This is a genomic window from Rhizobium sp. A22-96, assembly GCF_053521805.1.
On sequence record NZ_JBNWDQ010000004.1, the window covers coordinates 386,298 to 410,164 of the forward strand.

Here is a 23,867-nt window from a genome sequence, read left to right on the forward strand (position 1 = left end):
AGCCTTGGGTTTCTACTTGGCGAACAGGTTGTTGATGTCGGCGAAGGCCTTCATCTCAACGGCATTGCCGCTCGGATCCTTGAAGAACATGGTTGCCTGCTCTCCTGGTTCTCCTCGGAAGCGGATATAAGGCTTGATGACGAACTCTATGCCGGCTTTCGTCAGTTTCTCGGCCGCCGCTTCCCACTCTTCCATCGACAGAACGACGCCGAAATGGCGCACGGGGACGCCGTGACCGTCGACAGCATTGGCCGCCACCTCGCCGGTTTCGCCCGGTGCCAGATGGGCGACGACCTGATGGCCGTAAAAGTTGAAATCGATCCAGTCGGGCGAGCTGCGGCCTTCGGGGCAGCCCAGCAGACCGCCATAGAAAGCGCGGGCCGCAGCCAGATCGTGGACTGGGAAGGCGAGATGGAAGGGGTGAAGAGGTGCTGCACTCATGATCGTCTCCTGGTGTATGAATTCGATGCAGCAATGATTAAGGTACATTTTTTCCGATGAAAAACTGTATATTATGAATCTGAGGTCAATGAAAAATTATGAATCATGATTCCCGAACTTAAAACACTGGTCGCTGTTGCCCGCTTCGGAACGTTTGCAGCGGCGGGAGAGCGGATCGGTCTGACGCAAGCGGCCGTCAGCGGTCAAATGAAGCGGCTTGAAGAGAGGCTCGGCGTCATATTGTTCGAGCGGACGGGCCGTTCCGCCACGCTGAATGCGGCGGGGCTGCGTACGCTGGAGCGCGCCAAGAGCATCATATCGATGTTCGAGCATATAGCGGACGCGGCCGACGAGAGCTCGGGCGGCCAGCTGCGCATCGGCGCCATAGCTTCGGTTCAATCTGCGGTTCTTGCCCGCGCGCTCGTGCCGTTTCGGCAGCGGTTCGCGCGATATCACCTTCGCATCGTTCCCGGTGTCTCCCTGCATTTGCTCGATCTGCTCGATGCCGGCGAACTCGATCTGGCGGTGCTGATCGAACCTCCCTATGGCCTGCCGAAGAATCTTGTCTGGCGGCCGCTGCTGCGTGAGCCCTATATGCTGGCCGTTCCCGAGCAGCTGGAGGGTGACGATTGGCGGGTGTTGCTACGCGAGCAGCCGTTTATCCGCTACGATCGCAGCTCGTTCGGAGGGCGGCAGGTGGACCGGTTCCTGCGCTCGCATTCGATCGATCCCAAGGAGGCGATCGAGATTGACGACATAGCCGGCATCGCCGCTCTGGTCGGACGCGGGCTCGGGGTGGCGCTTCTTCCGATTGTCGATGGCGGTCTGCCTGGCATCCCGTCGGTGCGGATGGTACCGCTTGGCGAGGCAATGTTTCACCGTGAGATCGGGATATTGCAGCCACTGGAAACCAGTCCGGCCGCCGCCTATCTCGCCGAGTGCCTGACCGCCGCGCAGGGATGAGATTGCAGCTGGAAGGTCCTTCCGGATCGGCTCCGGGCCGCTTGGCGGAATGGCGCGCTTTTTCTCAGCTCTTGCCGGTGGAAATGATCCGTCATAGCTTTGCCACAAGGCCGCTCCAATTGCAGCCCACATCGACGACAGAATTTCTCGGCTAAATGGGGTCGATCGTGCGTGTTTTGCTGGTTGAAGACGACAATATCCTCGGCTCATCGCTCAAGAAGGCGCTGGAGAAGCATGCCTATGGCGTAGACTGGATGCGCGATGGCGAATCCGGCCTCGAGGCGGCCCAGCATTCTCACTTCGCGGCGATCGTGCTGGATATCAATCTGCCGCAGCTTGGCGGCATGGAAGTGTTGCGGCGCATCCGCCAGCGCGGCAATTCCGTGCCAGTGCTGTTGCTGACGGCGCTCGATTCGGTGCGCCAAAAGGTAGAGGGCCTGGACGAAGGCGCGGATGACTATCTGGTCAAGCCCTTCGATCTCGACGAATTGCTGGCGCGCCTGCGCGCGCTCATCAGACGGCGTGACGGCAGGACCGAAAGTGTCATTCGCTGCGGCGATGTCGAGGTCGATCCGTCGGCCATGGTCGCGCGCAAGGCCAATGCGCAGGTGCATACGACAGCGAAGGAGTTCCATCTTCTAAAGCTCCTGATGGAGCGAAGCGGCCGCTATGTCACGAAGAACGATATCGAATATGCGCTTTACGACGCCGAGAATACCGTCGAGAGCAACACGATCGAAGTGACCATCTATAATCTGCGCAAGAAGCTCGGCACCGATTTCATCAAATCGATCCGCGGTGTCGGCTACATGATCGAGCGATGAACAATTCCACTCTTACCCGTAATCTGTTTCTCCGGATCGCGCCTGTTGTCGTCGTGACCATCGTCGTGATTGCCGCCTTTGCCTTCAACAGCGCGACGCGGGAAATCAACAATATCTACGATGCCCAGCTCATCGACGATGCGAACGTCATCTGGAGCCTGTTGAGGCGGCCGCTGGAAAAGACGCCAGACCGTGCGGCAAAGCAGATCGACGACATCGACTTCAACATGGACAATCAGCTGGCCTTTAACGAGGATGCTGACGATTATGCCGATGCGCATATGTTTCGCGCCTGGGTCGACGGCAATATCCGCTTCTACAGCAGCACGGCCTTTCTCTCCGACGTACCGCAGCAGAAGGTTGGGTTCACCACGCTGGTCTATGGTGGTGAGGACTGGCGCGTCTATTCGTTGCCGATCCCGAATACGACTATCGTGATCGAGCTTGGCGAAAAGATCGCGCTTCGCGAAACGCTCGTCTCCAACATCCTGCTCAATCTCTTCTTTCCGCTGCTGATGCTCGTGCCGGTCATCGGCTTCCTCATCTGGCTCGGGATCAACAGCGGTCTGCGCACGATCCACGGAGTGGTACGGCAGATCCGCACCCGATCGCCTGACGACCTCTCGGCCATCCCGGTTGAAGGCCTGCCGCGCGACCTGCTGCCGCTCGGCCGCTCGATCAATCAATTGCTAGAAAAGCTTGCCCAGTCGCTGACGCTCGAACGGCGCTTTTCCGATCTGGCCGCGCATCAATTACGCACGCCGCAGGCCAGCGTGAAGCTGCTGCTGCAGATGCTTGGAAACAGCGACAACGAGCATGAGCGGCAGGCGATCGTCGCCGACCTGGTCGCCAGCAACAACCATGCCACGCACCTGATTGAGCAATTGTTGCGGCTGGCGAGGGTGAGCCATCACCCACTCAATCCGACGTCGGTGATGGTCTATCATCTGGTCGCATCGGTGCTTGCCGAATTCGGCAACATCATCACGAGCCGTGAGCTCGACGTGGTGCTGGAAGGCGACGAAACGGTCGAGGTCAAGACCGACGAATCGCTGATACGCTTGCTGATCACCAACCTTCTGGACAACGCCATCAAATACACGCCTGTAGGCGGCAAGATCAGGGTTTCGATTTCGTCGGAAGACGGTTTCGAGCAGATTTCGATCAGCGACAGCGGGCCGGGCATTCCGCCGCATGAGCGAGAGGCGGTGTTCCAGCGGTTCTATCGGCTCAACACGCTTCATACCGAAGGAGCCGGGCTTGGCCTTGCCATTGTTGCCGATACGGCGGACCGTCTTTCGGCGACGGTGGAACTTTCTACGCCGCGTTGGAGCAAGGGTCTTCAGGTAGACCTGAGATTGCTGGCAAGCTAAAAAATCAACTTCTCATCGTTTTTCATTTTCGCTTCATTTTCCGCTCATGCCCGGCTCATCCGATGTTGTTAGACGCAACTCAGGATAAGGCGAAAGGGCATTTTCATGCAGGTGTTTTGCGATTTTGATGGAACCATATCCATCGAAGACGCGACGGATATGGTGTTAAACCGTTTCGCCGGTTCCGAGTGGGAAGACATCGAACGGCTCTGGAAACAGGGGCAGATCGGCTCCGGCGAGTGCATGCGCCGGCAGATCGCTCTCATCCAGGCGAGCAGGACGGAACTCGATCAGTTTCTCGACACGGTGTCGATCGATCCGGGTTTTGAAAAATTCCTGTCCTATTGCCGTAGCGGCGAATTGCCCGTGACCGTCGTCAGCGATGGCGTCGATTATTTCATTCGCCGGATTCTGGCGCGTCACGGCATCGACGGCCTGCCGATCGTTGCCAATGTGCTGACCTGCAGCGTCAGTCAGGGCCGCGAGGCCTATTCGCTGTTCCCGCCGTTTCAAGCGACGGGCTGCGTGTCCGGCGCCGGCGTCTGCAAATGTCGCGTTGTCGATAGCAACGACCTCCAGGTCTACATCGGCGACGGTCGAAGCGATTTCTGCGTTTCCGACAAGGTCGACCTCGTATTCGCGAAGGCCAAGCTCGTCGACTACTGCGAAGAAAACGACATTCCTTATGTCGGTTTCGAAGACTTTTCCGATCTGCTTCCAAAGATGGAAGCCGTTCTCCCGAGCGTCGAGCGACGCTCCCGTGCGCTGCCGCATTTCAAGACAGCGTGAATTTGACCGAGAGGCATTGAATGAAAACGAATGTAGCCGAAGCCTTCAGCGGCGCGACCGAGTCCGTCCGCTCCGAAGAAGAATTGCGCGCGCTTGAGGAAGTCTATTGCTCCCATGGCGATACCGTTCACTATACCGACAAGCCGAAATTCTTCGAAGGATGCGAAGGCTCCTTCGTGTATGATCGCACGGGAACGCCATTCCTCGATCTGCAGATGTGGTATTCCGCCGTCAATTTCGGTTACCGCAACGAGCGTCTGAACGCTGCTGCTCATCGCCAGCTCGACGTGTTGCCGCAGGTCGCCTCGCAGTATCTGCACCGTGAAAAGGTCGAGCTTGCAGCGATGATCGCGCAGGATGCCGAGCGCAAGTTCGGGCACAAGGGCCGCGTTCATTTCAACGTCGGCGGCTCGCAGGCAGTCGAAGATTCGCTGAAGCTGGTGCGTAACTACACCGGCGGCAAGAGCCTGATGTTCGCCTTCGAAGGCGGTTATCACGGCCGTACGCTCGGCGCGTCTGCCATCACTTCGAGCTATCGCTATCGCCGCCGCTACGGCCATTTCGGCGATCGCGCCCAGTTCGTCGAATTCCCCTATTACTTCCGCGGCCCTAAGGGCATGTCGAAGGAAGAATACGGTCACTACTGCGTCCAGAAATTCGCCCGCCTGTTCGAGAGCGAATATAACGGCGTCTGGGATCCGAAGGCCGGCAAGTCCGAATATGCCGCCTTCTACATCGAGCCGATCCAGGGCACGGGCGGCTACGTCATTCCGCCGATGAACTTCTTCGTCGAACTGAAGAAGGTGCTGGACGATCACGGCATCCTGCTCGTCGTCGACGAAATCCAGATGGGCGTCTATCGCACAGGCAAGCTCTGGTCGATCGAGCACTTCGGCGTTTCGCCCGATGCGCTGGTCTTCGGCAAGGCGATCACCAACGGCCTCAACCCGCTTTCCGGCGTCTGGGCCCGTGAAGAGCTGATCAACCCGACCGTCTTCCCGCCCGGCTCCACGCATTCGACCTTCGCCAGCAACCCGATGGGAACTGCCGTCGCGCTCGAAACCATGAAGATGCTGGAAGAAGAAGATTTCGGCGCCGCCATCATGGAGAAGGGCGCTCATTTCCTCGACGGTCTGCAGCAGCTGCAGAAGCGCCACGCCATTGTCGGCGAAGTCGATGGTCTCGGCCTCGCACTGCGGATGGAAATCTGCGAGGAAGACAGCTACACGCCCAGCAAGGCGACGATGGATTGGATGTGCGACGAAGGCATGAAGGGCGATCTTCAGGTCGGCAGCAAGACTTACGGCCTCGTGCTCGATGTCGGCGGCTACCACAAGAACGTCATCACCTTCGCGCCGAACCTGCTCATCACCCGCGAAGAGATCGATCTGGCACTTAACCTGCTCGATCAGCTTCTGACGCGCGCTGCCCGGAGATAAGACGGTGCAACTCCTGCTTCTTCATCTCGATGACGCACTGGAGTTGCAGCCGGACTTTGTGCGCGCCTGCAAGTTTGCCGGCGCGCACCAGTATTTCGACAAGGATGCGGGGCGCGAGGTCCGGCTTTGGGGCAAGCAGAATGCCCTGGCCAATCTCAGCCGCGAAATCGTCAAGAATACGCCTGCGACGGGCAAGGACCCGCAGCTCTGCTTCATGGGGTCCGGCGACTTCCATCACATCACGGCGATGCTCCTCGATGGCGCACTGGAACGTCAGTCCGGCCCCGCGACGCTGATCCATTTCGACAACCATCCGGATTGGGTGACGTTCGATGGCGGCCTGCATTGCGGTTCCTGGGTCAACAGTGCCCTTGCCAATGCCAATATCCAGAAGGTCATCACGATTGGCGTGTGCAGCAGCGATCTTCGCAGCCCCGAGCGCAAGGGAGCCAACCTGCATTGGCTCGGCGAGGGCAAGCTGGAGCTTTACCCTTACGAGCATCCGCCGAGCCGCGTTCTCGCTGATTACGGCACCGGCGCCAGCTATCGCCAGGAAAAGGGCGCTCTGCACTGGAAATCGATCGCGGAAATCGGCGAAGAGAATTTCATCGATCGCATGCTCAGCCGCATTCGTACCGAAGCGGTTTATGTCACGATCGATAAGGATGTTCTGGCGGCGGATGACGCCGTGACGAACTGGGATCAAGGCCGCATGCGGCTGCCCTATCTTCTGGCCCTGATCAGCGAAATCGGCAGTCGCCACCGCATCATCGGCGCTGATGTCATAGGCGATTATTCGGTTCCGAGTTATGCTGGCAGCCTGCGCACCAAGTTGATGAAGCGGGCTGAGATCCTGATCGACCAGCCGCGGGTCCGGCAGGGCGCCGAAACGACCAGAAACATCAACAGCGCTGCCAATCATGCGCTGCTGGAAGTGCTGGCGGAGTATATGGAATGACCGGTAGCCTGACGCTGCCCATGCTTGGGCTCATACTCTTCTGCGTGCTGGCGGAGACCGCGCGCGAGGTCTGCTTCAAGCAGTCGGCCAGCGAGAATGCGCTGCTTTCGGCCCTGGCCAGGCCCGTGACCTGGCTCGGCATCATGTTCTGGGCCGTCGAGCTTTTTGCCTGGACCGCCGTCCTCGAGCACGTACCGCTCACAATTGCCTTTCCCCTTATGGCGTTGAGCTATGTCGTCATCGTGTTCGCCGGCGCTCTAATCTTCAAGGAAAACATCAACCTACGCCACGCGATCGGCGTGTTCTTCGTGACCGCCGGCGTGGCCTGTGTGGGAGTTACCGGACTATGAAAATCTTTGCGCACTCCAGATGGGACGCGGCGCCGGTTCTGGCTGCCGTCGCACATCTCGCTTTCGATGTCTATCTGATCGTCGGCTTCGAAAGCCGCCCGCTATGGGTTTCAGTGATTCTCGGCTGCCTCTACGCCGTATCGATCTCCTGGAACATCAACAGCATATCGCACAATTTCATTCATACGCCCTATTTCAAGGCGCGGTGGATGAACTATGCCTTCAGCCTATTGGAATCCGTCGCGATCGGCTTTTCGCAGACCTATTATCACTGGGTGCATATGCGGCATCATTCCGGCAACAGCGACCGGCCGGATGATAAAGGCGATACCGTCGATCTGCTGTCGATCTATCGCCACGGCCGCGACGGTCAGCCCGAGAATGTCTGGTCCTACACATTGTTGAGCTTCTTCCGCGACAGTCTCGGCGACATCCACAAGGCCATCGCCCGCCGCCGCCCCTTCGATGCGAATTGGGGTCGGTTCGAGCTGTTCTTCTTCCTGGGTCTCGCAGCAATCGCGCTCATCTATGACTGGAAGGCCGTCCTGTTCTTCGTGCCGTTCTATTATATCGGCAACTGCCTGTCGTCGCTGAACGGCTATTACGAGCATCTGCACGGCGATCCGGACGAGCCGATTGCCTGGGGCGTTTCCAGCCACAAGCCGTTCTACAACTGGCTTTGGTTCGGCAACGGCTATCATGCCGAGCACCACTACCGGCCTCGCACTCACTGGACCAAGCTGCCGACGTTGCACGAGCAGATCAAGGACGAACAGGAAAAGGCAGGCACGCATGTGATCAGCACCTGCCATGCGCTTGGCTTCATGGCCAAGGAAAACCGGCAGTCGGAGCTGTCTCATGAAAGCTGACGAGTTGAGCTTCTTCATGGAAGGCTCAAACGGCAAAGGCGTTCTCCTCGTGCATGGGTTGACGGGGGCGCCGGCCGAAATGAAGCTGGTTGCCCGTCACCTCAATCGCAGGGGCTACAGCGTCTATGCGCCGCTGCTGGCCGGTCACGGCGTTGACGTGAAGACACTGCGCGGCTCCCGCTGGCAGGATTGGCTTGAAAGTGTCGTCGAAGCGTCGGCGCTACTGGCATCAAGGACCCAAGAAGTTTTTGCAGCCGGTATCTGCGTTGGCGGCAAGCTTGCGATGCTGGCCGCCGAGCAGCAGCCCGGAAAAATCGGCGCGGTGGCCATCTACTCGCCCTGCTTCAGCTATGACGGCTGGGATGTTCCTTTCTACTACCCGCTTCTGGCATCGCAGATCGGCTGGCTGTCGCGCGTTCCCTTCCTCGATCGCCTGAGCTTCAGCGAGACGGCCTCGCTCGGGATCAAGGACGAGCGGATGCGGCGGCTGATCGAGGGCATGGCGAGCGAGGGCGTTCTGGAGCGATTCCCCGGCAAGGGCCTGGTCGAAATGCACCGGCTGGGTAAGACGCTCAGAGGCAAGCTGCCTGACATGCAGACGCCGACGCTGATCCTGCATGCCGAGGACGACGATCTCGCCAGCCCGAAGCATGCCCGCTACATTTCCGATCATATCGGCAGTCCGCACGAGCTGAAATGGATCAAGGACAGCTATCATATGATCCATGTGGATCGACAGCATCGTCAGGTGGCCGATTTTACAGCAGATTTCTTTGAGGCGCGTCATGTCGCAGCCGCTGCTTAAACTCGTGCCCAATCCGCCAGCCAGTCCCGTGACGGAAGTTCATTTCAGCATCCGCGCGATCGGCCGCGATGCGTGGAATGCCTGCTTTCATGGGCAGGTTGAGGATTATGACTGCCTGCTTGCCATCGAGGAAGCCGGCATCGAGGGTTTTGAATGGCGGTACATCACCGTCGTCGAGGATGGGCGCGTCAGTGCCGCCATGCCGGCCTTTCTCTGCCTCTATGCTCTCGATACGACGCTGGAAGAAGGATTCCTGCGCCGGTCCGTGCGCCGCCTGCAGCGCCACTTCCCGAATTTTCTGAAGCTGCGGCTCGCCTGCCTGGGTTCGCCCTGCACCGAGACGGGGGCGATCGGCTTCCATCCGGATGTTGCTGAGGAACGCCGCAGCGTGCTGTTTGCCGAGATGCTATCTTTCTTCGAACAGTTTGCTGCCACCGAACGCTGCGGGCTCGTCGGGCTCAAGGACATTCCCGAACAGCTTTCGACCGAGTTTGCCGCTCCATTGTCCGCCCATGGCTATGCCTCGATCGGTGGTTTGCCGACGGCCTGGCTCGACATCGATTTCAAGACGATCGACGAATATCTCGCCAAGCTTTCTGCCGGCACCCGCAAGGATATGCGCCGCAAGCTGAAGTCCTTCGAACAGGTGCGGGTGGAGATCAGGACGGATTTCGGTGCGTTCCTGCCGCAGGTGGTGGCGCTGTACCACGACACCCGCAATCGCAGTGATTGGCAGTTCGAAGAGCTGACCGCCGAATATTTCGAGGGAATTCTCAGCCGCATGAGCGGCCGTTCCTATTGCGCCTTCTATTTTGTCGAAGACCAGCTGCTTGCCGTCAATCTGATCATGCATGACGACCGCGTCGCCATCGACAAATTCTTCTGCATGGATGGAGACAGGGGGCGACCTTATAACCTCTACTTCCTCAGCTGGTTCACCAACCTGCGATACTGCCTGGATCATGGCATAAGCCGTTACCAGAGCGGCCAGGCCTATTACGAGAACAAGATACGTCTCGGCAGCAAGCTGACCGCCAATGCGATGTTCTTCCGCCATCGCAACCCATTCCTTCAGAGGTTGCTGCGGCTTGTGTCGCCGCTGTTCTCGACAGACGAGGCGGATGCTTAATGCCCCTACGTTTTTACTGGCTTGCCGTGCCAGTGCTGAGCACTCTCTATCAATTATTCATCAAACTCGGTGCGGCGCAGTTGAAGGATGAAGGGACGCTGACGTGGTTTTGGCATGCTCTCTCGTCTCATTGGATATTGGCGGCTATAGTCGTAGAGATTGTCGCCTTCTTCATCTGGATGAATGTGCTTGCCGAGCTCGAACTCAGCCGCGCTTTTCCGCTTACGGGCATAAGCTATGTGCTGGTCGTCGCGGCTGGCTGGTTCTTCTTCGGTGAGCGGGTCGTCGCACTGCAGATGATCGGCAGCGGCTTGATCCTGACGGGCGTCTGGCTGATTGCGGGTGCCAGTTTCGAGACGAATGAGCATCATGATGAATTGGATCCGAGGCAGGATGAGCTGCGAACGGGCACCGGCAAGGATAAATGATGTCCAATCTGCAAGCTGAAAATCACCGCAAGGGCAACGGTGCTGGCGTTTTCTCCGGTCTGGTGGACTGGTGTGTTAGACGTGGGCTATCATCCATCGTCACGCGCGGTGCGCTAACCGTGACCACGGCAAGCGGCCGTGTCCTCACATTTGGCGACGGTACCGGCGAGCCCGTTCACGTGCGCTTCACTGATGATCGTGCCGAATGGGCGTTCCTGATCGATGCCGACAGGCTGCTCGGCGAGCTCTATATGGATGGCCGTTTCATCGTCGAGCAGGGTACGCTCTACGACTTTGTGGCGATGATGCTGCGCGAGGCGCAGAACAGCACGCATCCGCTGATTGCCCGCATTATCGACGATATCAGAACCAAGCTGCGGATCTTTCGCCACCGCAATCTGCCGGGGCGTTCGAAGACCAATGTCGCCCATCACTACGATCTCGACGGCCGGCTCTATGAACTGTTCCTCGACCCGGACCGGCAATATTCCTGCGCCTATTTCGAGCATGCCGATCAGTCTCTGGAGGAGGCGCAGCTTGCCAAGAAAAGGCATCTTGCCGCCAAGCTCCTGATCGAGCCCAACAACAGCATTCTCGACATCGGCTGTGGTTGGGGCGGTCTGGGGCTGCATCTGGCCGAGCACGCGCCCGGCGGCTATGTCCTCGGCGTCACGCTTTCCGAAGAACAGCACGAATATGCCTCAAGGCGCGTCACCGAAAAGGTCGGCGGAACGCCGGCGGAAGTGCAGTTCGCACTTCGCGACTATCGCAGCCTGACCGGCCGTTTCGACAGGATCGTTTCGGTCGGCATGTTCGAGCATGTCGGGCTGGCATCCTACCGCACCTTCTTCCGCAAATGCGCCGAGCTGCTGGAAGATGATGGCATCATGGTGTTGCACACCATCGGCTGCTCCGCGACCCCTGGCTTCACGACGCCGTGGCTGGACAAATACATCTTCCCCGGCGGTTATATTCCCGCCCTTTCGGAAATCGTCCCGGAAATCGAGGCGGCGGGCCTCGCCATCACCGATGTCGAGGTGCTGCGGCTGCACTATGCGATGACGCTGGAAAGCTGGCGGGAGCGCTTCATGGCGCGCTGGGGCGAGGTCGCGCAGCTTTATGACGAGCGTTTCTGCCGCATGTGGGAATATTATCTTTCGACGGCGGAAGCTGCCTTCCGCTACGAGGATCTCGTCGTCTTCCAGATCCAGATCGCCAAACGCAACGACATCATTCCGCTGACGCGGAACTACATTGCCGATCATGAAGCGCGCAGCGCCTCAAAAATTGACGTTGAAGGTTCTGTTGAGGGTAAAGCCGATAATATTCTGGTTGGGTGAGCCGAACTGCGAGGTGATCGGACTATCGGCGGCGTCGCCGACCAGGCGGTTATATTTCTCATAGACCTGCACGCTCCATGCGGGCGAGATCGTATAGGTCGCCGCCACGGTGAAGCCAACCGATTTCACCCCGGCTTCGGCATCGAAGGCGCCGACGTGTTCTCTTCTTGCGGCCTGGCTTTCCGAAATGCCGAAATTACTGCGCATATAGATGGAGTTTGCCATCGACAGACGCGGGCCTGCGGACAGGAGCCATTTATCGCCGAGAGGCTGAAACCAGTCGAGCGCGAAATCGCCGACCAGGCCATCGCCGCCCCAGAGCGACTGGCGCACTTCCGTTCGAAGCCGTAGCCGATTTTCCATCAGCCAATATTGTGCGAAGCCGCCGGCATCGAAATTCCAACGGACCCTGCGCTGGCTCTGCAGCTGCAAATTGTTGAGGTCGAAGCGGTCATCTCTCAAGCCGACCACAGGCCCGATTTCAAGACCGTGGAAATCGAAGAGCTCATAATCGAAATTATCGTCGGGAGCACTGTATTCCGTGGCCTCACCGAGGCGATGAATATCGAAAGATGGCAGGGCGCCGAAGGTATAATGCTTCGAGCCTTCGTAGCTGGGGCCATACTCGACGGTAGCGCCGAGCGTCACCACCCAGGTATCGGATGCGGACTTTGCAGCATCTTCCGCCATGGAAGATGCTGGAAATGCAACGATGGCAGCTCCCGCCCAAAGGCCCAAGCCGGCGAGCGCCATCAGCCGGCCGGAAAAAGATGTCCCAACACTTAACACTCTGACAACACCCGATCCCTGATCGCCCTTGCGGCACTACTATCACAGCTCAAGGCTCCGAAAATAGCAAAAATTTTAACGGCAAACATTACGCCTGGCTGACGGCTGGAACCTTTTGCGCCATTTGCGGGTGATCGGCTGCACCTGCTGTCGGATTCCCCGGATCGCCGGCTGGAGTTGGCGACGCTGTCTTTTTCAGTTGTTGGCAATCGAAAGGTTCCCCGGCGTAGACATACAGGCCCCTGCCGCTGTCGAAGGCTGCCAGGGGTGGGGCCGACAATAGAGGCACGACATTTCATGAACCTGAAAACAACAGGCAACAATCGCAGCCCGATTGTTAGCTCATCCCTGTTGGCCGCCGTCGATTTCATCATTAGATAGCCAGTGTCCTTTTTGGACAGAACCTAGAATAATGTCGGATCCTCCGGCGACGGAAAGCGACCCCCATGAAGGCACGACAGGCAGGTTTCAGAGCATGAACGGTCAAGAGCCGCAAAGATCAGGCATAATGGCATGGGTGAGCCGCTACGAGCCGCTGTTGCTCGTGATGTTCGCCGCTCTTTCCGGCGGCATCCTTCTGTTCGTCTATCTGACGGGCGAAGTTATCGAAGGAAGCACGAAGGGGTTTGACGAGGCGATCTTGCTGGCACTGCGCCAGCCGGCCGATCTCTCCACACCGATAGGGCCGGGCTGGCTGACCCATGCCGTCAAGGACATCACAAGTCTCGGCGGGACTACGGTGCTGACCTTGATGACGGTGCTTGTGACGATCTATCTGCTGCTGGACCGGCGGCGCGCCATCGCCATCTTCGTGCTGGCCTCCGTACTTGGCGGATGGGCGCTGAGCACAATGCTGAAGCTCAGCGTTGCCAGGCCACGGCCGGATATCGTGCCGCATCTGGTCGAGGTGAACGATCTGAGCTTTCCGAGCGGCCATGCGATGGTGTCTGCGGTGACCTATCTGACGCTGGCGGCTCTCATATCGGGTACGCGTCGCTATCGGTCGACCCGTATCTTCATCGTTGCCGTCGGCATTCTATTGACGCTGATGATCGGCATGAGCCGCGTCTATCTCGGCGTGCATTACCCGACGGATGTTCTCGGCGGCTGGTGCGCAGGGGCAACCTGGGCGCTCGGCTGCTGGCTTATCGCCCGGCGCTTCATATCGCCGTCGCGCGGGCCCAGTGGTGCGCCGCAAGCTGATCGGCCGCCACTGGAATGAGAGAGGCGTCAAATCGCCGGTGTCACGCAGGGCGCGATATCAGCACTGGACTTCGAGCCGTGTCGCCACGAGCAGCGAATAGTCCGTACCCTTCGGATCGCTGAAGAACATGCTGGTGAGTGCCGCCTGGTTTTCCGCCATGACTTCCTTCGGATTGGGCCTCACGACCTTGCGCTTGCAGCGGCCCGAGGTTGTTCCCGAAATGGTCATATCGTTGTCGGTGGCGAAATCGACGGCCGTGTAGAGCGTCTTGTCATAGATCCCGAAGATCGTGGTTCCCTTGAGGAAGGTCTTCTGCTCGGGCTTCAATGAGAAGGTGAGAATCAGCGAGCCGTCCTTGTAGTCGGCCTGAATGGCGTCGGGCTTGGCCATGGGCACTGCTTTGCCGTTGCTGGTGACGTTGGTGTAATAGCCGTATTGCGCCAGCGAATCCCTCACCGTCTTGCCCACGGCCTTGAGTTCGCTTGGCGTGAGCGTCTGGTCGCCGGCCTTGTCGTAATCCATGAGGACCGAGGAGGAGAACACCTCGTCGAAGTTCCAGACATTGCGCAACTCGCTGATGGAGCCGTCAGGCGCCGCCACGACCTCGAATTTTGCGTCGATGAAGATGTGCGGGTGGGCAAGCGCGGGCACGGGCAGAAGCGACAGTGCCGCAATCAGCAGGAGCGTCTTTCTCATCATGCCAGCAATACCGCGTTCCACCAGTCCATTTTATCTGGAGACCTGAACGTCAATTGAGACTGATTTGAGACCCAGGGAACATACATAGCCATCGACCTCTCCGATTCGGAGGATACTGGCAACGGGATCGCGCCCGTGTGTGCATAACCGTACTTGCCGGCGATGACCAATGCCAAGCCATTGCTGGCTTATTTGCTCTGAAATCTGTTTCGGAGGAAATTGGAGCGGGCGAAGGGATTCGAACCCTCGACCCCAACCTTGGCAAGGTTGTGCTCTACCCCTGAGCTACACCCGCTCATTGCCACAACAGTCCGGGGTAGTGTGTTGGACCGTGTGCGTCGTCTTGCGGCGACGGGCGCTATATGGCCCAACCGTTTTTCAAATGCAACAGGGAAATGACGAGTTCGCCAAGAAAAATCTCAAGCCCTTTGCTGCAACTCCCGGAAAGCCCTGAAACAGCAGGCTTCGGCCTCTGAAAGATTGCAATGAAATTGTGGGCGACGTATCAGGGGCGAACAATTTCCATCGCGAGGCGCCATGACCGAGACCAGCCCGAAGACACGCGACGATCTTTTCCTGTTCCTGGATGGACTCGGCGTTGCCCACAGCACCAAGGATCATGCCCCGGTCTTTACCGTTGCCGAATCGGTGTCCCTGCGCGACGAGATTCCCGGCGGCCACACGAAGAACCTGTTCGTGAAGGACAAGAAGGACAATTTCTTCCTGCTGACCGTCGAGGAAAATGCGAGCGTCGACTTGAAGACGGTGCACACGCTGATCGGTGCGGCCAGCAAGGTTTCCTTCGGCAAGCCGGAAAAGCTGATGGAATATCTCGGCGTCATCCCCGGTTCGGTGACGGCATTCGGGGCGATCAACGATACCGGCAACAATGTCACCTTCGTCCTCGATGCCGACCTGATGGCGCATGACATCGTCAATTGCCATCCTCTGTCGAACGATGCGACGACATCGATTGCCAGCGCCGATCTGCTGCGCTTCATGGAGGCGACGGGTCATGCGCCGCTGGTCTTGAAAGTGACAGGTTAAGGTACGATTTTAGCGCTAAGATTAAGGCGAGCGGCTTGTCTTTCGATTGTCCAGTCGCTTTGACTATTTCACGGAGCGTACTGCCATCCGGATGTGATCAATCCGTTTGGGAATCATGCTCTTCACAAGATCAAGGATGCCGGCAGGCGGGAGACACTCATGAGCGGTCCGAACAATCCCTATAACGCTTCCTTCGGTGGGCAGATGTCGGCCTCGGCTTCGTTCGGAGCTGCGCCCGCGGCATCCGGCGCTTCGCCGATCAAGGACACGACGACCGCGACCTTTGCCAAGGACGTCATCGAGGAATCGCGCAACCAGCCCGTGCTGGTCGATTTCTGGGCGCCCTGGTGCGGTCCGTGCAAGCAGTTGACTCCGGTGCTCGAAAAGGTCGTCACCGAAGCCCAGGGCCGCGTGAAGCTGGTCAAGATGAATATCGACGACCATCCGTCCGTTGCCGGCCAGCTCGGCATTCAGTCGATCCCCGCAGTCATTGCCTTCGTCGACGGCCGTCCGGCCGATGGTTTCATGGGTGCGGTTCCTGAAAGCCAGGTCCGGCAGTTCATCGATCGCCTCGGCGGTCCCGCAGGCGGTGCCGATGATCAGGCTGCCGAGATCGCCGCTGTCCTGGAGGAGGCCGGTGGCCTGCTTGCAGCCGGCGATATCAATGGTGCGGCCGAACTGTTCGGCGCAGTGCTCCAGGCCGACCCGGAAAACCCGAAGGCGCTTGCCGGCATGGCGGAATGCATGATTGCCGCCGGCCAGAGCCAGCGGGCGCGTGAAGCCTTGACGGACCTGCCCGAGACGCTTGCAAACGATGCCGGTATCCAGGCGATCGTCAAGAAACTCGATCAGATCGACGAAGCCCGCAAACTCGGCGACCCCGTTGCGATCGAACAGGAACTGGCCACCAACCCCGACAATCACGAGCAGCGTGTCAAGCTCGCCAAGATCCGCAATGTCGAAGGCAAGCGCGATGAGGCGGCAGAGCATCTGCTTGTCATCATGCGCAAGGATCGTGCTTTCGATGATGATGGCGCTCGCCGTCAGCTGCTCGAATTCTTCGATGTCTGGGGTCCGAAGGATCCGGCGACGATCGCGGCACGCCGCAGGCTTTCATCGATCCTGTTTTCCTGAGGGAGAACGAGGCCTTCGCACGATCGACCGCCAACGGGCGGTCGAAAGCGGAATGGGTCCATCGGTGCTCCGGCGCAAAATAGTCTTGTGTTTTCGGCAGACGGGCCCACATTGTCGGGTGCGCGGCGTGAGATGGGCAACGGCCGCGAGTATGTCGTTCCTGCGCGCCCATTGCGGCGCGCGGCGCAGTGATCAGCGGGATGGAAAACATGCAAGTCGGTAATGCCAGATATCTAAAGCCGAGCGATCTGCCCGAAACCGTAGCCGTTTTTCCCTTGTCCGGGGCGTTGCTGCTGCCCGGCGCGCAGCTTCCGTTGAATATTTTCGAGCCGCGCTATCTCGCCATGTTCGACATGGCCATTGCCGGCAACCGCTTGATCGGCATGGTTCAGCCGGCGATGGGCGAGCCGGCCGAGTCCACCAATCTGTCGCATGTCGGCTGTCTCGGGCGTATCACCTCCATCTCGGAAACCGGCGATGGGCGCTATATCGTTTCCTTGACCGGCATTTGCCGCTTCCGGCTGATGGAAGAGGTCACCGGTCATCAACCCTATCGCACATTCCGCATTACGCCGTTCATTTCCGATCTCAAATCGCGCGATGAAGAGGATACGGTCGATCGTGCGGCGTTGCTCGCAGCTTTCCGGGCCTATCTGGACGCAGACAATCTGGAAGCGGATTGGGACAGCGTCGAGCGGGCCGACAATATGATGCTGGTCAATTCGCTGTCGATCATGGCGCCCTTCGATCCAGCGGAAAAGCAGGCCCTTCTCGAGGCGCCTGATCTCAAGACCCGCGCCGAGACCTTCATCGCCATCGTCAAGATCGTGCTTGCCGGCTCGGGTGACACCGATCCCATCATGCAATAGGAATTTGCCGATGGATGTCACGGTCAGCAAAGTCGATCCGAAACTTCTCGACCTGCTCGTCTGCCCCTTGACCAAAGGGCGGCTGAGCTATGACCGCGAGAAGAACGAGCTTATCTCGGAAAAGGCACGTCTCGCCTATCCGATCCGCGACGGCATTCCGATCATGCTGATTTCGGAAGCACGCCGCATCGAGGATTGAAACCCGCTTCGGTGGACGTCGGCAGGGCCGCTCGCTAGGCGTAGGCCACCCATCCCTTGAAGCTGAATGCGGCGTAGAACAGGGTGACGTCGGAAAAGCCCGCCTCGCGCAGCATGGCTTCCTCCTCCTCGGGCGACAAAATATGTAACCGCTCGCGCATGGCATTGCGCGCATTTTCCAGCCTTCCGATGTCCGCTCCATCCGGTGCGCCATAGGCGACGTGGCGATCAATCCACATCGAACGGTCCGGCTCGGTTTGGGGAAAGCTGACATGCGCCAGAATGAACGGCGCGCCGGCCTTCAGGCGGCGGCGAACCTCCTTCAGTGTTTCTAGGCGCTGCGGCAGCGGCACATGATGGAAGGTCAGCAGGCAGGTAGCGGCGTCAAACGGCCCCTCGGGTGCGACATCGATGTTGCCGTTGTGAAGGCGGATTCGTTCAGCGCGGTCTCCGGCCACCTGTCGGGCGAGCAGCAACATGTCGGCGGAAGGGTCCACGCCGTCGAAAGACCAGCCGCGTTGCATGTCCACGAATGCCTTCAGCTCCAATCCTCCGCCGGCCCCCAGGACGAGCACCCGGCCGTTTTCGGGCGTCCGCTCGGCGAGCAGCATCGCCGTCATGCGATGGAGGCTTGAGAACCCAGGCACCTGCCGGGGCGGGCCTTCGAGGTAAGATCTGACGGCATCTCCGGCGAAGTTGGATTCATGATTTTGAGCCATGCGCAGCCTCCAGTTTCGGCAGGTGCTGGCGATCCGCTATTCCCACCTGAACATCGGCATGGAGTTTGGCGAGGGTGATCTCACCGAAGCGGGTCATCATCAGCAGTTGAGCTTCCTGCAGCGTTTTGTCGAGGTTTGAATTGACGGCCTGCTCCACGAGGCAATCCGGTGCCTCCGAGCGTCTGCCGAAAGAGACGAGTGCCGGGCTTCCAAGCGCCAAATAGATATCGAGGAGGGTGATCTCGGAAAGATGACGGGACAGTACCCAGCCGCCGCCATGGCCCTTCTCGGAGCGCACATAGCCCCGATCGCGCAGTCCGGCCATGATCCGGCGGACGACGACGGAATTGGTGTTCAGCGAGCGCGCCATGGCTTCCGACGTCACCGGCGCGCGCTCATATGCCATGTGCAGCAGGATGTGCAGCACATCTGAAAGGCGACTATCTCTACTCATGTAACTTTTACTATTACATGATGGGATGTGAGTCAAATCGCGGCAATGCCGGCGCAGCCGCAGCGACAACATTTGGTTCAGGGAGTGCTCGATCCGATCGCAGGGGCTATTTCGACTATGGGGTGTCGGGATCTCGGCTGGCCAATCGTCTTTTAGACAGACACGCTATGGAGGATGCCATGACGATTACCATTACTGCGTTTGAACGCTCGCCCGATCGTGGCAAGGGTCTGGCTCGCGATATGCGCCTTCGCTGGGCGCTCGAAGAGGTCGGCCAACCCTATGACGTTCGTCTTGTCTCGTTCAAGGAGATGAAGGAACCTCGACATCTCGCGCTTCATCCGTTCGGACAGATCCCGACCTATGAAGAAGCCGACCTGGCCTTGTTCGAGTCGGGTGCGATCGTGCTCCACATCGCCGAGCGCCATGGGCGCCTGCTGCCGGACGAGGCGAATGGACGGGCGCGCGCCATCACATGGATGTTTGCCGCACTCAACACGGTCGAGCCACCGATTTTCGAGCGCAGCCTTGCCACGATCCTCGAGCGCGAGGAACCCTGGTACGAGAAGCGTCTCCGCGCCCTCGACGAGAACATCCGGCGGCGGCTGGCCGGCCTTTCCAATCGGCTCGGCTATGCCGACTGGCTCGATGGCGAATTCAGCGCCGGTGATCTTCTGATGATTACGGTCCTGCTCCGATTGAAGTCATCGGGCATCGTGGACGAATATCCGAACCTTTCCGCCTATGTCGCCCGCGGCGAATCGCGGCCCGCGTACCAGCGCGCTTTCGCCGCTCAATTGGCGGTCTTTACCGCGTCTTTATCCGGCTGAAGCGAGGTCTGCTTCCCCCAATAGCGGGCATTTTGATTGCTGGCTCAGTCTCTGTCCGTCAGATAGCCTCTCCGGCGAGCAGGCGCGGATTGTTCTTGGCGGTCGTGCCTGCCGCCTGTCCGATGAAGAAGGATTTGAGGTTCGGCAGGCGTTCGACGATCCCCAGCCCGAAATCGCGGGCGATGCGCAGCGGCGTGTTGTCGTTGGAAAACAGCCGGTTCAGCACATCGGTCGTCACCCCCATGCGGAAGGTGTCGAAGCGCCGCCAGGTCTGGTAGCGCTCGAGGATATTGATCGAGCCGATATCGAGGCCAAGGCGATCGGCTTCGACGATGGTTTCGGCGAGCGCCGCCACATCCTTGAAGCCGAGATTGAGGCCCTGGCCGGAGATCGGGTGGATGCCATGGGCGGCATCGCCGGCAAGCGCGAAGCGCGCTGCGACGAAGGAGCGGGCAAGGGTCAGGCCGAGCGGAAAGGCGCGGCGGTCGCCGATGGTACGCAGGGCACCGAGCTTGTGGCCGAACCGGCGCTCCAGCTCCTCGTCGAAGACCAGATCGTCCGAGGCGACCAGCCGATCCGCTTCGGCTGTGCGTTCCGTCCAGACGAGCGAGGAACGGTTGTTCTTCAGCGGCAGGATGGCGAAGGGTCCCGACGGTAGAAAATGCTCTTCGGCGCAGCCGCCATGCGGGCGCTCGTGCTCGACGGTGACGACGATGCCGGACTGGCCGTATTCCCAATTGACCGTCTTGATACCTGCCATGTCACGCAGCTTGGAGCGCACGCCATCGCAGGCGACGAGAAGCCGCGTCTCCAGCGTGGTGCCATCCGAGAGCGTGAGGGTGGTCTTGCTATCATCCGTGACGAAACCGGTGGCGCTGAGGCCATGCTTGATGGTGACACCCAGGCGCTCGCAGGCGCCGCGCAACGCGCCAACCATGGCAAGGTTCGGGATCATATGGGCAAAGGGCTGTCCCTCGGTCACTTCGCCGTCAAAGGTCAGGAAGACGGGGCGCACGGGATCGCTGGTGCGCGAATCGGTGACGATCATGCGGGTAATCGGCTCGGCCTCGGGCGCGATCTCATCCCATACACCCAGGACATCGAGCATCTTGGAGGCGGCGGCAATGATCGCCGAGGCGCGCGTGTCCTTCTTCCATGCGGTTTCCGGAGCGGCTTCCACGATCATGACATCGAGGTGAGGAGCTGCTTGTTTGACGGCGACCGCTGCGGCAAGACCCACATATCCGCCACCCACTACCAGCATGTCCAACATAGCGCTTCCCTGTGTCCTACTGTCACTTCCTGTTCTATATAGAGCATCCTGTTCGTGGTTCCTACCATCGGAGTTCAAGCAAAATGTCGCGAGAGACCGAGAAGCTCACCCCCATGGAAGTCGTGCTGGCGACGCTCGATCTGGAAACGATCGAGATGAACCTGTTTCGCGGCAACAGTCCGCAGGTGGGCTGGCAGCGCGTCTTCGGCGGCCAGGTCATCGGCCAGGCGCTGATGGCGGCGCAACGAACGGTCGATGGCGATCGCTTCGCGCATTCCCTGCACGCCTATTTCATGCTGCCCGGCGACCCCGCGGTTCCGATCCTCTATCAGGTGGATCGCCTGCGCGACGGCTCCAGTTTCAACACCCGGCGCGTGCTGGCGGTTCAGCACGGCAAGGCGATCTTTGCGCTGACGGCGTCGTTCCAGGTCGATGAGCCCGGCTTCGAACATCAGGGGGAGATGCCTGACGTGCCGATGCCCGAGGATCTGATGGGCGAACAGCAAATCATGGAACGCTATCTGGCGCATGCGCCCGAGAATGTGCGCCGCTATTGGGAGCGCAAGCGGGCGATCGAGATCCGCCCAGTGTCGATCGAGAGCTATTTTTCTCGCTCGCAGCCAAGCCAGCGGCAGAATATCTGGGTGCGCCTGACGGGCCCGGTTCCGGACGACCGCCTCTACCACAATGCCGTGCTCGCCTATCTCTCCGACATGACCTTGCTCGATGTCGCGCTCAACGCGCATGGCACATCTGTCCTGGATCAGAGCATTCAGGTGGCAAGCCTCGACCACGCCATGTGGTTCCACCGCCCGTTCAAGCTCGACGACTGGTTGCTCTACAGCCAGGAAAGCCCCAGCGCCTCCGGTGCGCGCGGTTTCACCCGCGGCAGCCTGTTTACGCGATCCGGTGTCTTGATTGCGTCCGTCGCGCAAGAGGGCCTGATTCGTAAAAAGGCAAATGATTAAATAAAGTGCAAACTTATAAATTTGCACTTTATTTGTGCGACAACTGCGCCGCGAGTTGCCGCTTTATTGAGTTTCTGTAATAAATCCCTTTTATTTCAATAGTTTATAAATGTGTCACGAATCTGGCACGCCCCTTGAATGTGTATACCCGGTCGCTGCTGAAACTTTCGTCGGCGGCAAGGAGAGTCGGCTCCATGCCGAGGGTAAACAAAGGATGGGAAACCAGATGAAAATTGTGATGGCCATTATCAAGCCGTTCAAGCTCGATGAGGTCCGTGAGGCCCTCACGGCTGTCGGCATCCAGGGCCTGACTGTGACCGAGGTTAAAGGCTACGGGCGCCAGAAGGGACACACCGAGATCTATCGCGGCACCGAATACGCCGTCAGCTTCCTGCCGAAGCTGAAGATCGAGGTCGCAGTCGCGACCGAAATCGTCGACAAGGCCGTCGAGGCCATCGCGACGGCCGCCAAGACCGGCCAGATCGGCGACGGCAAGATCTTTGTCTATTCGATTGACCATGCCGTGCGCATCCGTACCGGCGAAACCGATTCCGAAGCTCTGTAAGACACGGCTGATCAGGGAGTTATTTGCATGTCATTTTCCAAGCTTTCCTCCACCTTGACACGGGTGGGTGCGCTTTCTGCGGCCCTGCTCGCGCCGGCGATCGCGTTTGCGCAGGACGCCGCTCCGGCTGCTGCAGCCGCTGCTGCTGCCACGCCCGTGCCGGACAAGGGCGATACCGCCTTCATGTTCATCTCCACCATTCTCGTGCTGTTCATGCTCGTGCCGGGTCTTGCGCTGTTCTACGGCGGTCTCGTCCGCTCGAAGAACATGCTCTCGGTCCTGATGCAGTGCACGATGATCGGCGCTGTCGTGATGATCCTCTGGGTACTCTACGGCTATTCCTTTGCCTTCGGCGGCGGCACCAGCCCTTATTGGGGTGGCACGGCCAAGATGTTCCTCTCCGGCGTCACGCCCACGAGCACGGCTCCGACCTTCTCCAAGGGCGTCGTCATTCCTGAATTGATCTTCATGCTGTTCCAGATGACGTTCGCCGCCATCACACCGGCGCTGATCATCGGCGCCTTTGCCGAGCGCATCAAGTTCGGCGCGGCCGTGCTCTTCTGCGCGCTGTGGGCGACCTTCGTCTACTTCCCGATCGCTCATATGGTCTGGGATTCCAACGGCATGCTCTTCAAGATGGGCGCCCTCGACTTCGCAGGCGGCACCGTCGTTCACATCAATGCCGGTATCGCAGGCTTCGTCGGCGCCCTCATGGTCGGCAAGCGCGTCGGCTTCGGCAAGGACATGATGGCCCCGCATTCGATGACGCTGACCATGGTCGGCGCTTCCATGCTCTGGGTTGGCTGGTTCGGCTTCAATGCCGGCTCGAACCTCGAAGCTTCGGGCGGCGCGATGCTCGCCACCGTCAATACCTTCGTCGCAACGGCCGCTGCCATCATCTCCTGGTCGCTGGTTGAAACCTTCACCCGCGGCAAGGCCTCCATGCTCGGCGGCGCTTCCGGCATGGTTGCCGGTCTCGTTGCCGTCACGCCGGCTGCCGGTATCGTCGGCCCGATGGGCGCGATCGTCCTCGGTCTGATCGTTTCGCCGCTTTGCTACTTCTTCGTATCCGTCGTGAAGAACAAGTTCGGCTATGACGATACGGCAGACGTCTTCGGCGTACACTGCATCGGCGGTATCTTCGGCGCACTTGCGACCGGCGTATTTGCCAGCGCATCGCTGGGCGGCGTCGGCTATGCCGATGGCGTGACGATGGGAAGCCAGGTCGTTGTCCAGGCAACTGCAGTCATCACCACGATCCTGTGGTGCGGCATCGGCTCGGCAATCCTCTACAAGCTGGTCGACGTCATCATCGGCCTGCGCGTTGCGCCGGAAGCCGAACGCGAAGGTCTCGACCTCGCTTCGCACGGCGAAGCTGCCTACCACAACTCCTGATCCGGGCTTGCGATG

Annotated in this window: 27 protein-coding genes and 1 tRNA gene; 21 read left to right on the forward strand and 7 right to left on the reverse strand. The window is 59.5% G+C overall.

The window, feature by feature from the left end; all coding sequences use genetic code 11:
• Nucleotides 1–12: 12 nt before the first annotated feature.
• Complete coding sequence (locus tag ACQZ6F_RS20065) at nt 13–441, reverse strand: VOC family protein (RefSeq protein WP_077470852.1); 429 nt, start codon at nt 439–441, stop codon at nt 13–15.
• 105 nt (nt 442–546) lie between these two features.
• On the opposite strand from ACQZ6F_RS20065, the gene ACQZ6F_RS20070 reads away from it, so the two are divergent.
• From ACQZ6F_RS20070 to ACQZ6F_RS20125, 12 genes are all read left to right on the forward strand, one after another.
• Entirely contained in the window at nt 547–1,404 is an 858-nt protein-coding gene (locus tag ACQZ6F_RS20070) for a LysR substrate-binding domain-containing protein (RefSeq protein ID WP_449093882.1), read from the forward strand.
• 167 nt (nt 1,405–1,571) lie between these two features.
• On the forward strand, nt 1,572–2,228 hold the full coding sequence (locus ACQZ6F_RS20075) for a response regulator transcription factor (protein WP_068394590.1): 657 nt from the start codon (nt 1,572–1,574) through the stop codon (nt 2,226–2,228).
• The gene (locus ACQZ6F_RS20080) at nt 2,225–3,601 is read left to right on the forward strand and encodes a sensor histidine kinase (RefSeq protein WP_077470769.1); all 1,377 of its coding nucleotides are present in this window, start codon (nt 2,225–2,227) and stop codon (nt 3,599–3,601) included. The genes ACQZ6F_RS20075 and ACQZ6F_RS20080 overlap by 4 nt, the downstream gene beginning before the upstream one ends.
• A 105-nt stretch (nt 3,602–3,706) precedes the next feature.
• Complete coding sequence (locus ACQZ6F_RS20085; RefSeq protein WP_077470768.1) at nt 3,707–4,390, forward strand: MtnX-like HAD-IB family phosphatase; 684 nt, start codon at nt 3,707–3,709, stop codon at nt 4,388–4,390.
• A gap of 20 nt (nt 4,391–4,410) precedes the next feature.
• The gene (locus ACQZ6F_RS20090; RefSeq protein ID WP_077470767.1) at nt 4,411–5,829 is read left to right on the forward strand and encodes an aspartate aminotransferase family protein; all 1,419 of its coding nucleotides are present in this window, start codon (nt 4,411–4,413) and stop codon (nt 5,827–5,829) included.
• Nucleotides 5,830–5,833: 4 nt separating this feature from the next.
• On the forward strand, nt 5,834–6,787 hold the full coding sequence (locus ACQZ6F_RS20095) for an arginase family protein (protein ID WP_449093881.1): 954 nt from the start codon (nt 5,834–5,836) through the stop codon (nt 6,785–6,787).
• Nucleotides 6,784–7,137: a permease gene (locus ACQZ6F_RS20100; RefSeq protein WP_449093880.1), complete on the forward strand. Its 354-nt coding sequence runs from the start codon at nt 6,784–6,786 to the stop codon at nt 7,135–7,137. Before ACQZ6F_RS20095 ends, ACQZ6F_RS20100 begins: the two co-directional genes overlap by 4 nt.
• Nucleotides 7,134–8,006, forward strand: coding sequence for a fatty acid desaturase family protein (locus ACQZ6F_RS20105; RefSeq protein ID WP_077470764.1), 873 nt, complete (start codon nt 7,134–7,136; stop codon nt 8,004–8,006). The genes ACQZ6F_RS20100 and ACQZ6F_RS20105 overlap by 4 nt, the downstream gene beginning before the upstream one ends.
• The gene (locus tag ACQZ6F_RS20110; RefSeq protein WP_068394508.1) at nt 7,996–8,811 is read left to right on the forward strand and encodes an alpha/beta hydrolase; all 816 of its coding nucleotides are present in this window, start codon (nt 7,996–7,998) and stop codon (nt 8,809–8,811) included. The genes ACQZ6F_RS20105 and ACQZ6F_RS20110 overlap by 11 nt, the downstream gene beginning before the upstream one ends.
• Entirely contained in the window at nt 8,792–9,940 is a 1,149-nt protein-coding gene (locus ACQZ6F_RS20115) for a GNAT family N-acetyltransferase (protein WP_077470763.1), read from the forward strand. Before ACQZ6F_RS20110 ends, ACQZ6F_RS20115 begins: the two co-directional genes overlap by 20 nt.
• The gene (locus ACQZ6F_RS20120; RefSeq protein WP_077470762.1) at nt 9,940–10,368 is read left to right on the forward strand and encodes an SMR family transporter; all 429 of its coding nucleotides are present in this window, start codon (nt 9,940–9,942) and stop codon (nt 10,366–10,368) included. The genes ACQZ6F_RS20115 and ACQZ6F_RS20120 overlap by 1 nt, the downstream gene beginning before the upstream one ends.
• The gene (locus tag ACQZ6F_RS20125; protein WP_449093879.1) at nt 10,368–11,708 is read left to right on the forward strand and encodes a class I SAM-dependent methyltransferase; all 1,341 of its coding nucleotides are present in this window, start codon (nt 10,368–10,370) and stop codon (nt 11,706–11,708) included. Before ACQZ6F_RS20120 ends, ACQZ6F_RS20125 begins: the two co-directional genes overlap by 1 nt.
• Here the strand turns inward: ACQZ6F_RS20125 and ACQZ6F_RS20130 are convergent.
• The gene (locus tag ACQZ6F_RS20130) at nt 11,649–12,398 is read right to left on the reverse strand and encodes a MipA/OmpV family protein (protein ID WP_246662476.1); all 750 of its coding nucleotides are present in this window, start codon (nt 12,396–12,398) and stop codon (nt 11,649–11,651) included. The two genes, ACQZ6F_RS20125 and ACQZ6F_RS20130, sit on opposite strands and share 60 nt — an antisense overlap.
• A 574-nt stretch (nt 12,399–12,972) precedes the next feature.
• Here ACQZ6F_RS20130 and ACQZ6F_RS20135 point away from each other — a divergent pair.
• Nucleotides 12,973–13,719: a phosphatase PAP2 family protein gene (locus ACQZ6F_RS20135; protein WP_449093878.1), complete on the forward strand. Its 747-nt coding sequence runs from the start codon at nt 12,973–12,975 to the stop codon at nt 13,717–13,719.
• A 39-nt stretch (nt 13,720–13,758) separates the two neighbouring features.
• Here the strand turns inward: ACQZ6F_RS20135 and ACQZ6F_RS20140 are convergent, their stop codons facing one another.
• Nucleotides 13,759–14,400, reverse strand: coding sequence for a DUF1007 family protein (locus tag ACQZ6F_RS20140; RefSeq protein WP_449093877.1), 642 nt, complete (start codon nt 14,398–14,400; stop codon nt 13,759–13,761).
• Between the two features lie 220 nt (nt 14,401–14,620).
• Nucleotides 14,621–14,695 (reverse strand) — tRNA-Gly (locus tag ACQZ6F_RS20145).
• 242 nt (nt 14,696–14,937) lie between these two features.
• Between ACQZ6F_RS20145 and ACQZ6F_RS20150 the strand changes: the two genes are divergently transcribed.
• The 4 genes from ACQZ6F_RS20150 (at nt 14,938) to ACQZ6F_RS20165 (ending at nt 17,649) form a co-directional block, all read left to right on the forward strand.
• Entirely contained in the window at nt 14,938–15,447 is a 510-nt protein-coding gene (locus tag ACQZ6F_RS20150) for a prolyl-tRNA synthetase associated domain-containing protein (RefSeq protein WP_077472010.1), read from the forward strand.
• Nucleotides 15,448–15,606: 159 nt separating this feature from the next.
• Entirely contained in the window at nt 15,607–16,581 is a 975-nt protein-coding gene (gene trxA / locus ACQZ6F_RS20155; RefSeq protein WP_449093876.1) for a thioredoxin, read from the forward strand.
• 209 nt (nt 16,582–16,790) lie between these two features.
• Nucleotides 16,791–17,450: an LON peptidase substrate-binding domain-containing protein gene (locus ACQZ6F_RS20160; RefSeq protein ID WP_068394584.1), complete on the forward strand. Its 660-nt coding sequence runs from the start codon at nt 16,791–16,793 to the stop codon at nt 17,448–17,450.
• A 10-nt stretch (nt 17,451–17,460) separates the two neighbouring features.
• On the forward strand, nt 17,461–17,649 hold the full coding sequence (locus tag ACQZ6F_RS20165) for a Trm112 family protein (protein ID WP_037154712.1): 189 nt from the start codon (nt 17,461–17,463) through the stop codon (nt 17,647–17,649).
• Nucleotides 17,650–17,683: 34 nt separating this feature from the next.
• On the opposite strand, the gene ACQZ6F_RS20170 is transcribed toward ACQZ6F_RS20165, so the two are convergent.
• Both ACQZ6F_RS20170 and ACQZ6F_RS20175 read right to left on the reverse strand, forming a co-directional pair.
• Nucleotides 17,684–18,367, reverse strand: a complete 684-nt coding sequence (locus tag ACQZ6F_RS20170; RefSeq protein WP_449093875.1) for a class I SAM-dependent methyltransferase — start codon at nt 18,365–18,367, stop codon at nt 17,684–17,686.
• Nucleotides 18,351–18,821 carry an Rrf2 family transcriptional regulator gene (locus tag ACQZ6F_RS20175; protein WP_449093874.1) on the reverse strand — a complete coding sequence of 157 codons (471 nt, stop codon included), beginning with the start codon at nt 18,819–18,821 and terminating at the stop codon, nt 18,351–18,353. The genes ACQZ6F_RS20170 and ACQZ6F_RS20175 overlap by 17 nt, the downstream gene beginning before the upstream one ends.
• Nucleotides 18,822–19,000: 179 nt before the next feature.
• Between ACQZ6F_RS20175 and ACQZ6F_RS20180 the strand changes: the two genes are divergently transcribed.
• Nucleotides 19,001–19,651 (forward strand): glutathione S-transferase family protein, encoded by a 651-nt coding sequence (locus ACQZ6F_RS20180; protein ID WP_077472042.1) that lies wholly within the window; start codon nt 19,001–19,003, stop codon nt 19,649–19,651.
• 58 nt (nt 19,652–19,709) lie between these two features.
• Here ACQZ6F_RS20180 and ACQZ6F_RS20185 read toward each other — a convergent pair whose 3' ends face one another.
• Entirely contained in the window at nt 19,710–20,924 is a 1,215-nt protein-coding gene (locus ACQZ6F_RS20185) for a ubiquinone biosynthesis hydroxylase (RefSeq protein WP_449093873.1), read from the reverse strand.
• Nucleotides 20,925–21,007: 83 nt separating this feature from the next.
• On the opposite strand from ACQZ6F_RS20185, the gene tesB reads away from it, so the two are divergent.
• The 3 genes from tesB to ACQZ6F_RS20200 all read left to right on the forward strand — a co-directional run bounded on the left by tesB (nt 21,008) and on the right by ACQZ6F_RS20200 (nt 23,852).
• Nucleotides 21,008–21,892, forward strand: a complete 885-nt coding sequence (gene tesB, locus ACQZ6F_RS20190) for an acyl-CoA thioesterase II (protein WP_449093872.1) — start codon at nt 21,008–21,010, stop codon at nt 21,890–21,892.
• A gap of 214 nt (nt 21,893–22,106) precedes the next feature.
• Entirely contained in the window at nt 22,107–22,457 is a 351-nt protein-coding gene (locus tag ACQZ6F_RS20195) for a P-II family nitrogen regulator (RefSeq protein ID WP_068394480.1), read from the forward strand.
• Nucleotides 22,458–22,484: 27 nt separating this feature from the next.
• Nucleotides 22,485–23,852 carry an ammonium transporter gene (locus tag ACQZ6F_RS20200; RefSeq protein ID WP_449093871.1) on the forward strand — a complete coding sequence of 456 codons (1,368 nt, stop codon included), beginning with the start codon at nt 22,485–22,487 and terminating at the stop codon, nt 23,850–23,852.
• Nucleotides 23,853–23,867: the final 15 nt, after the last annotated feature.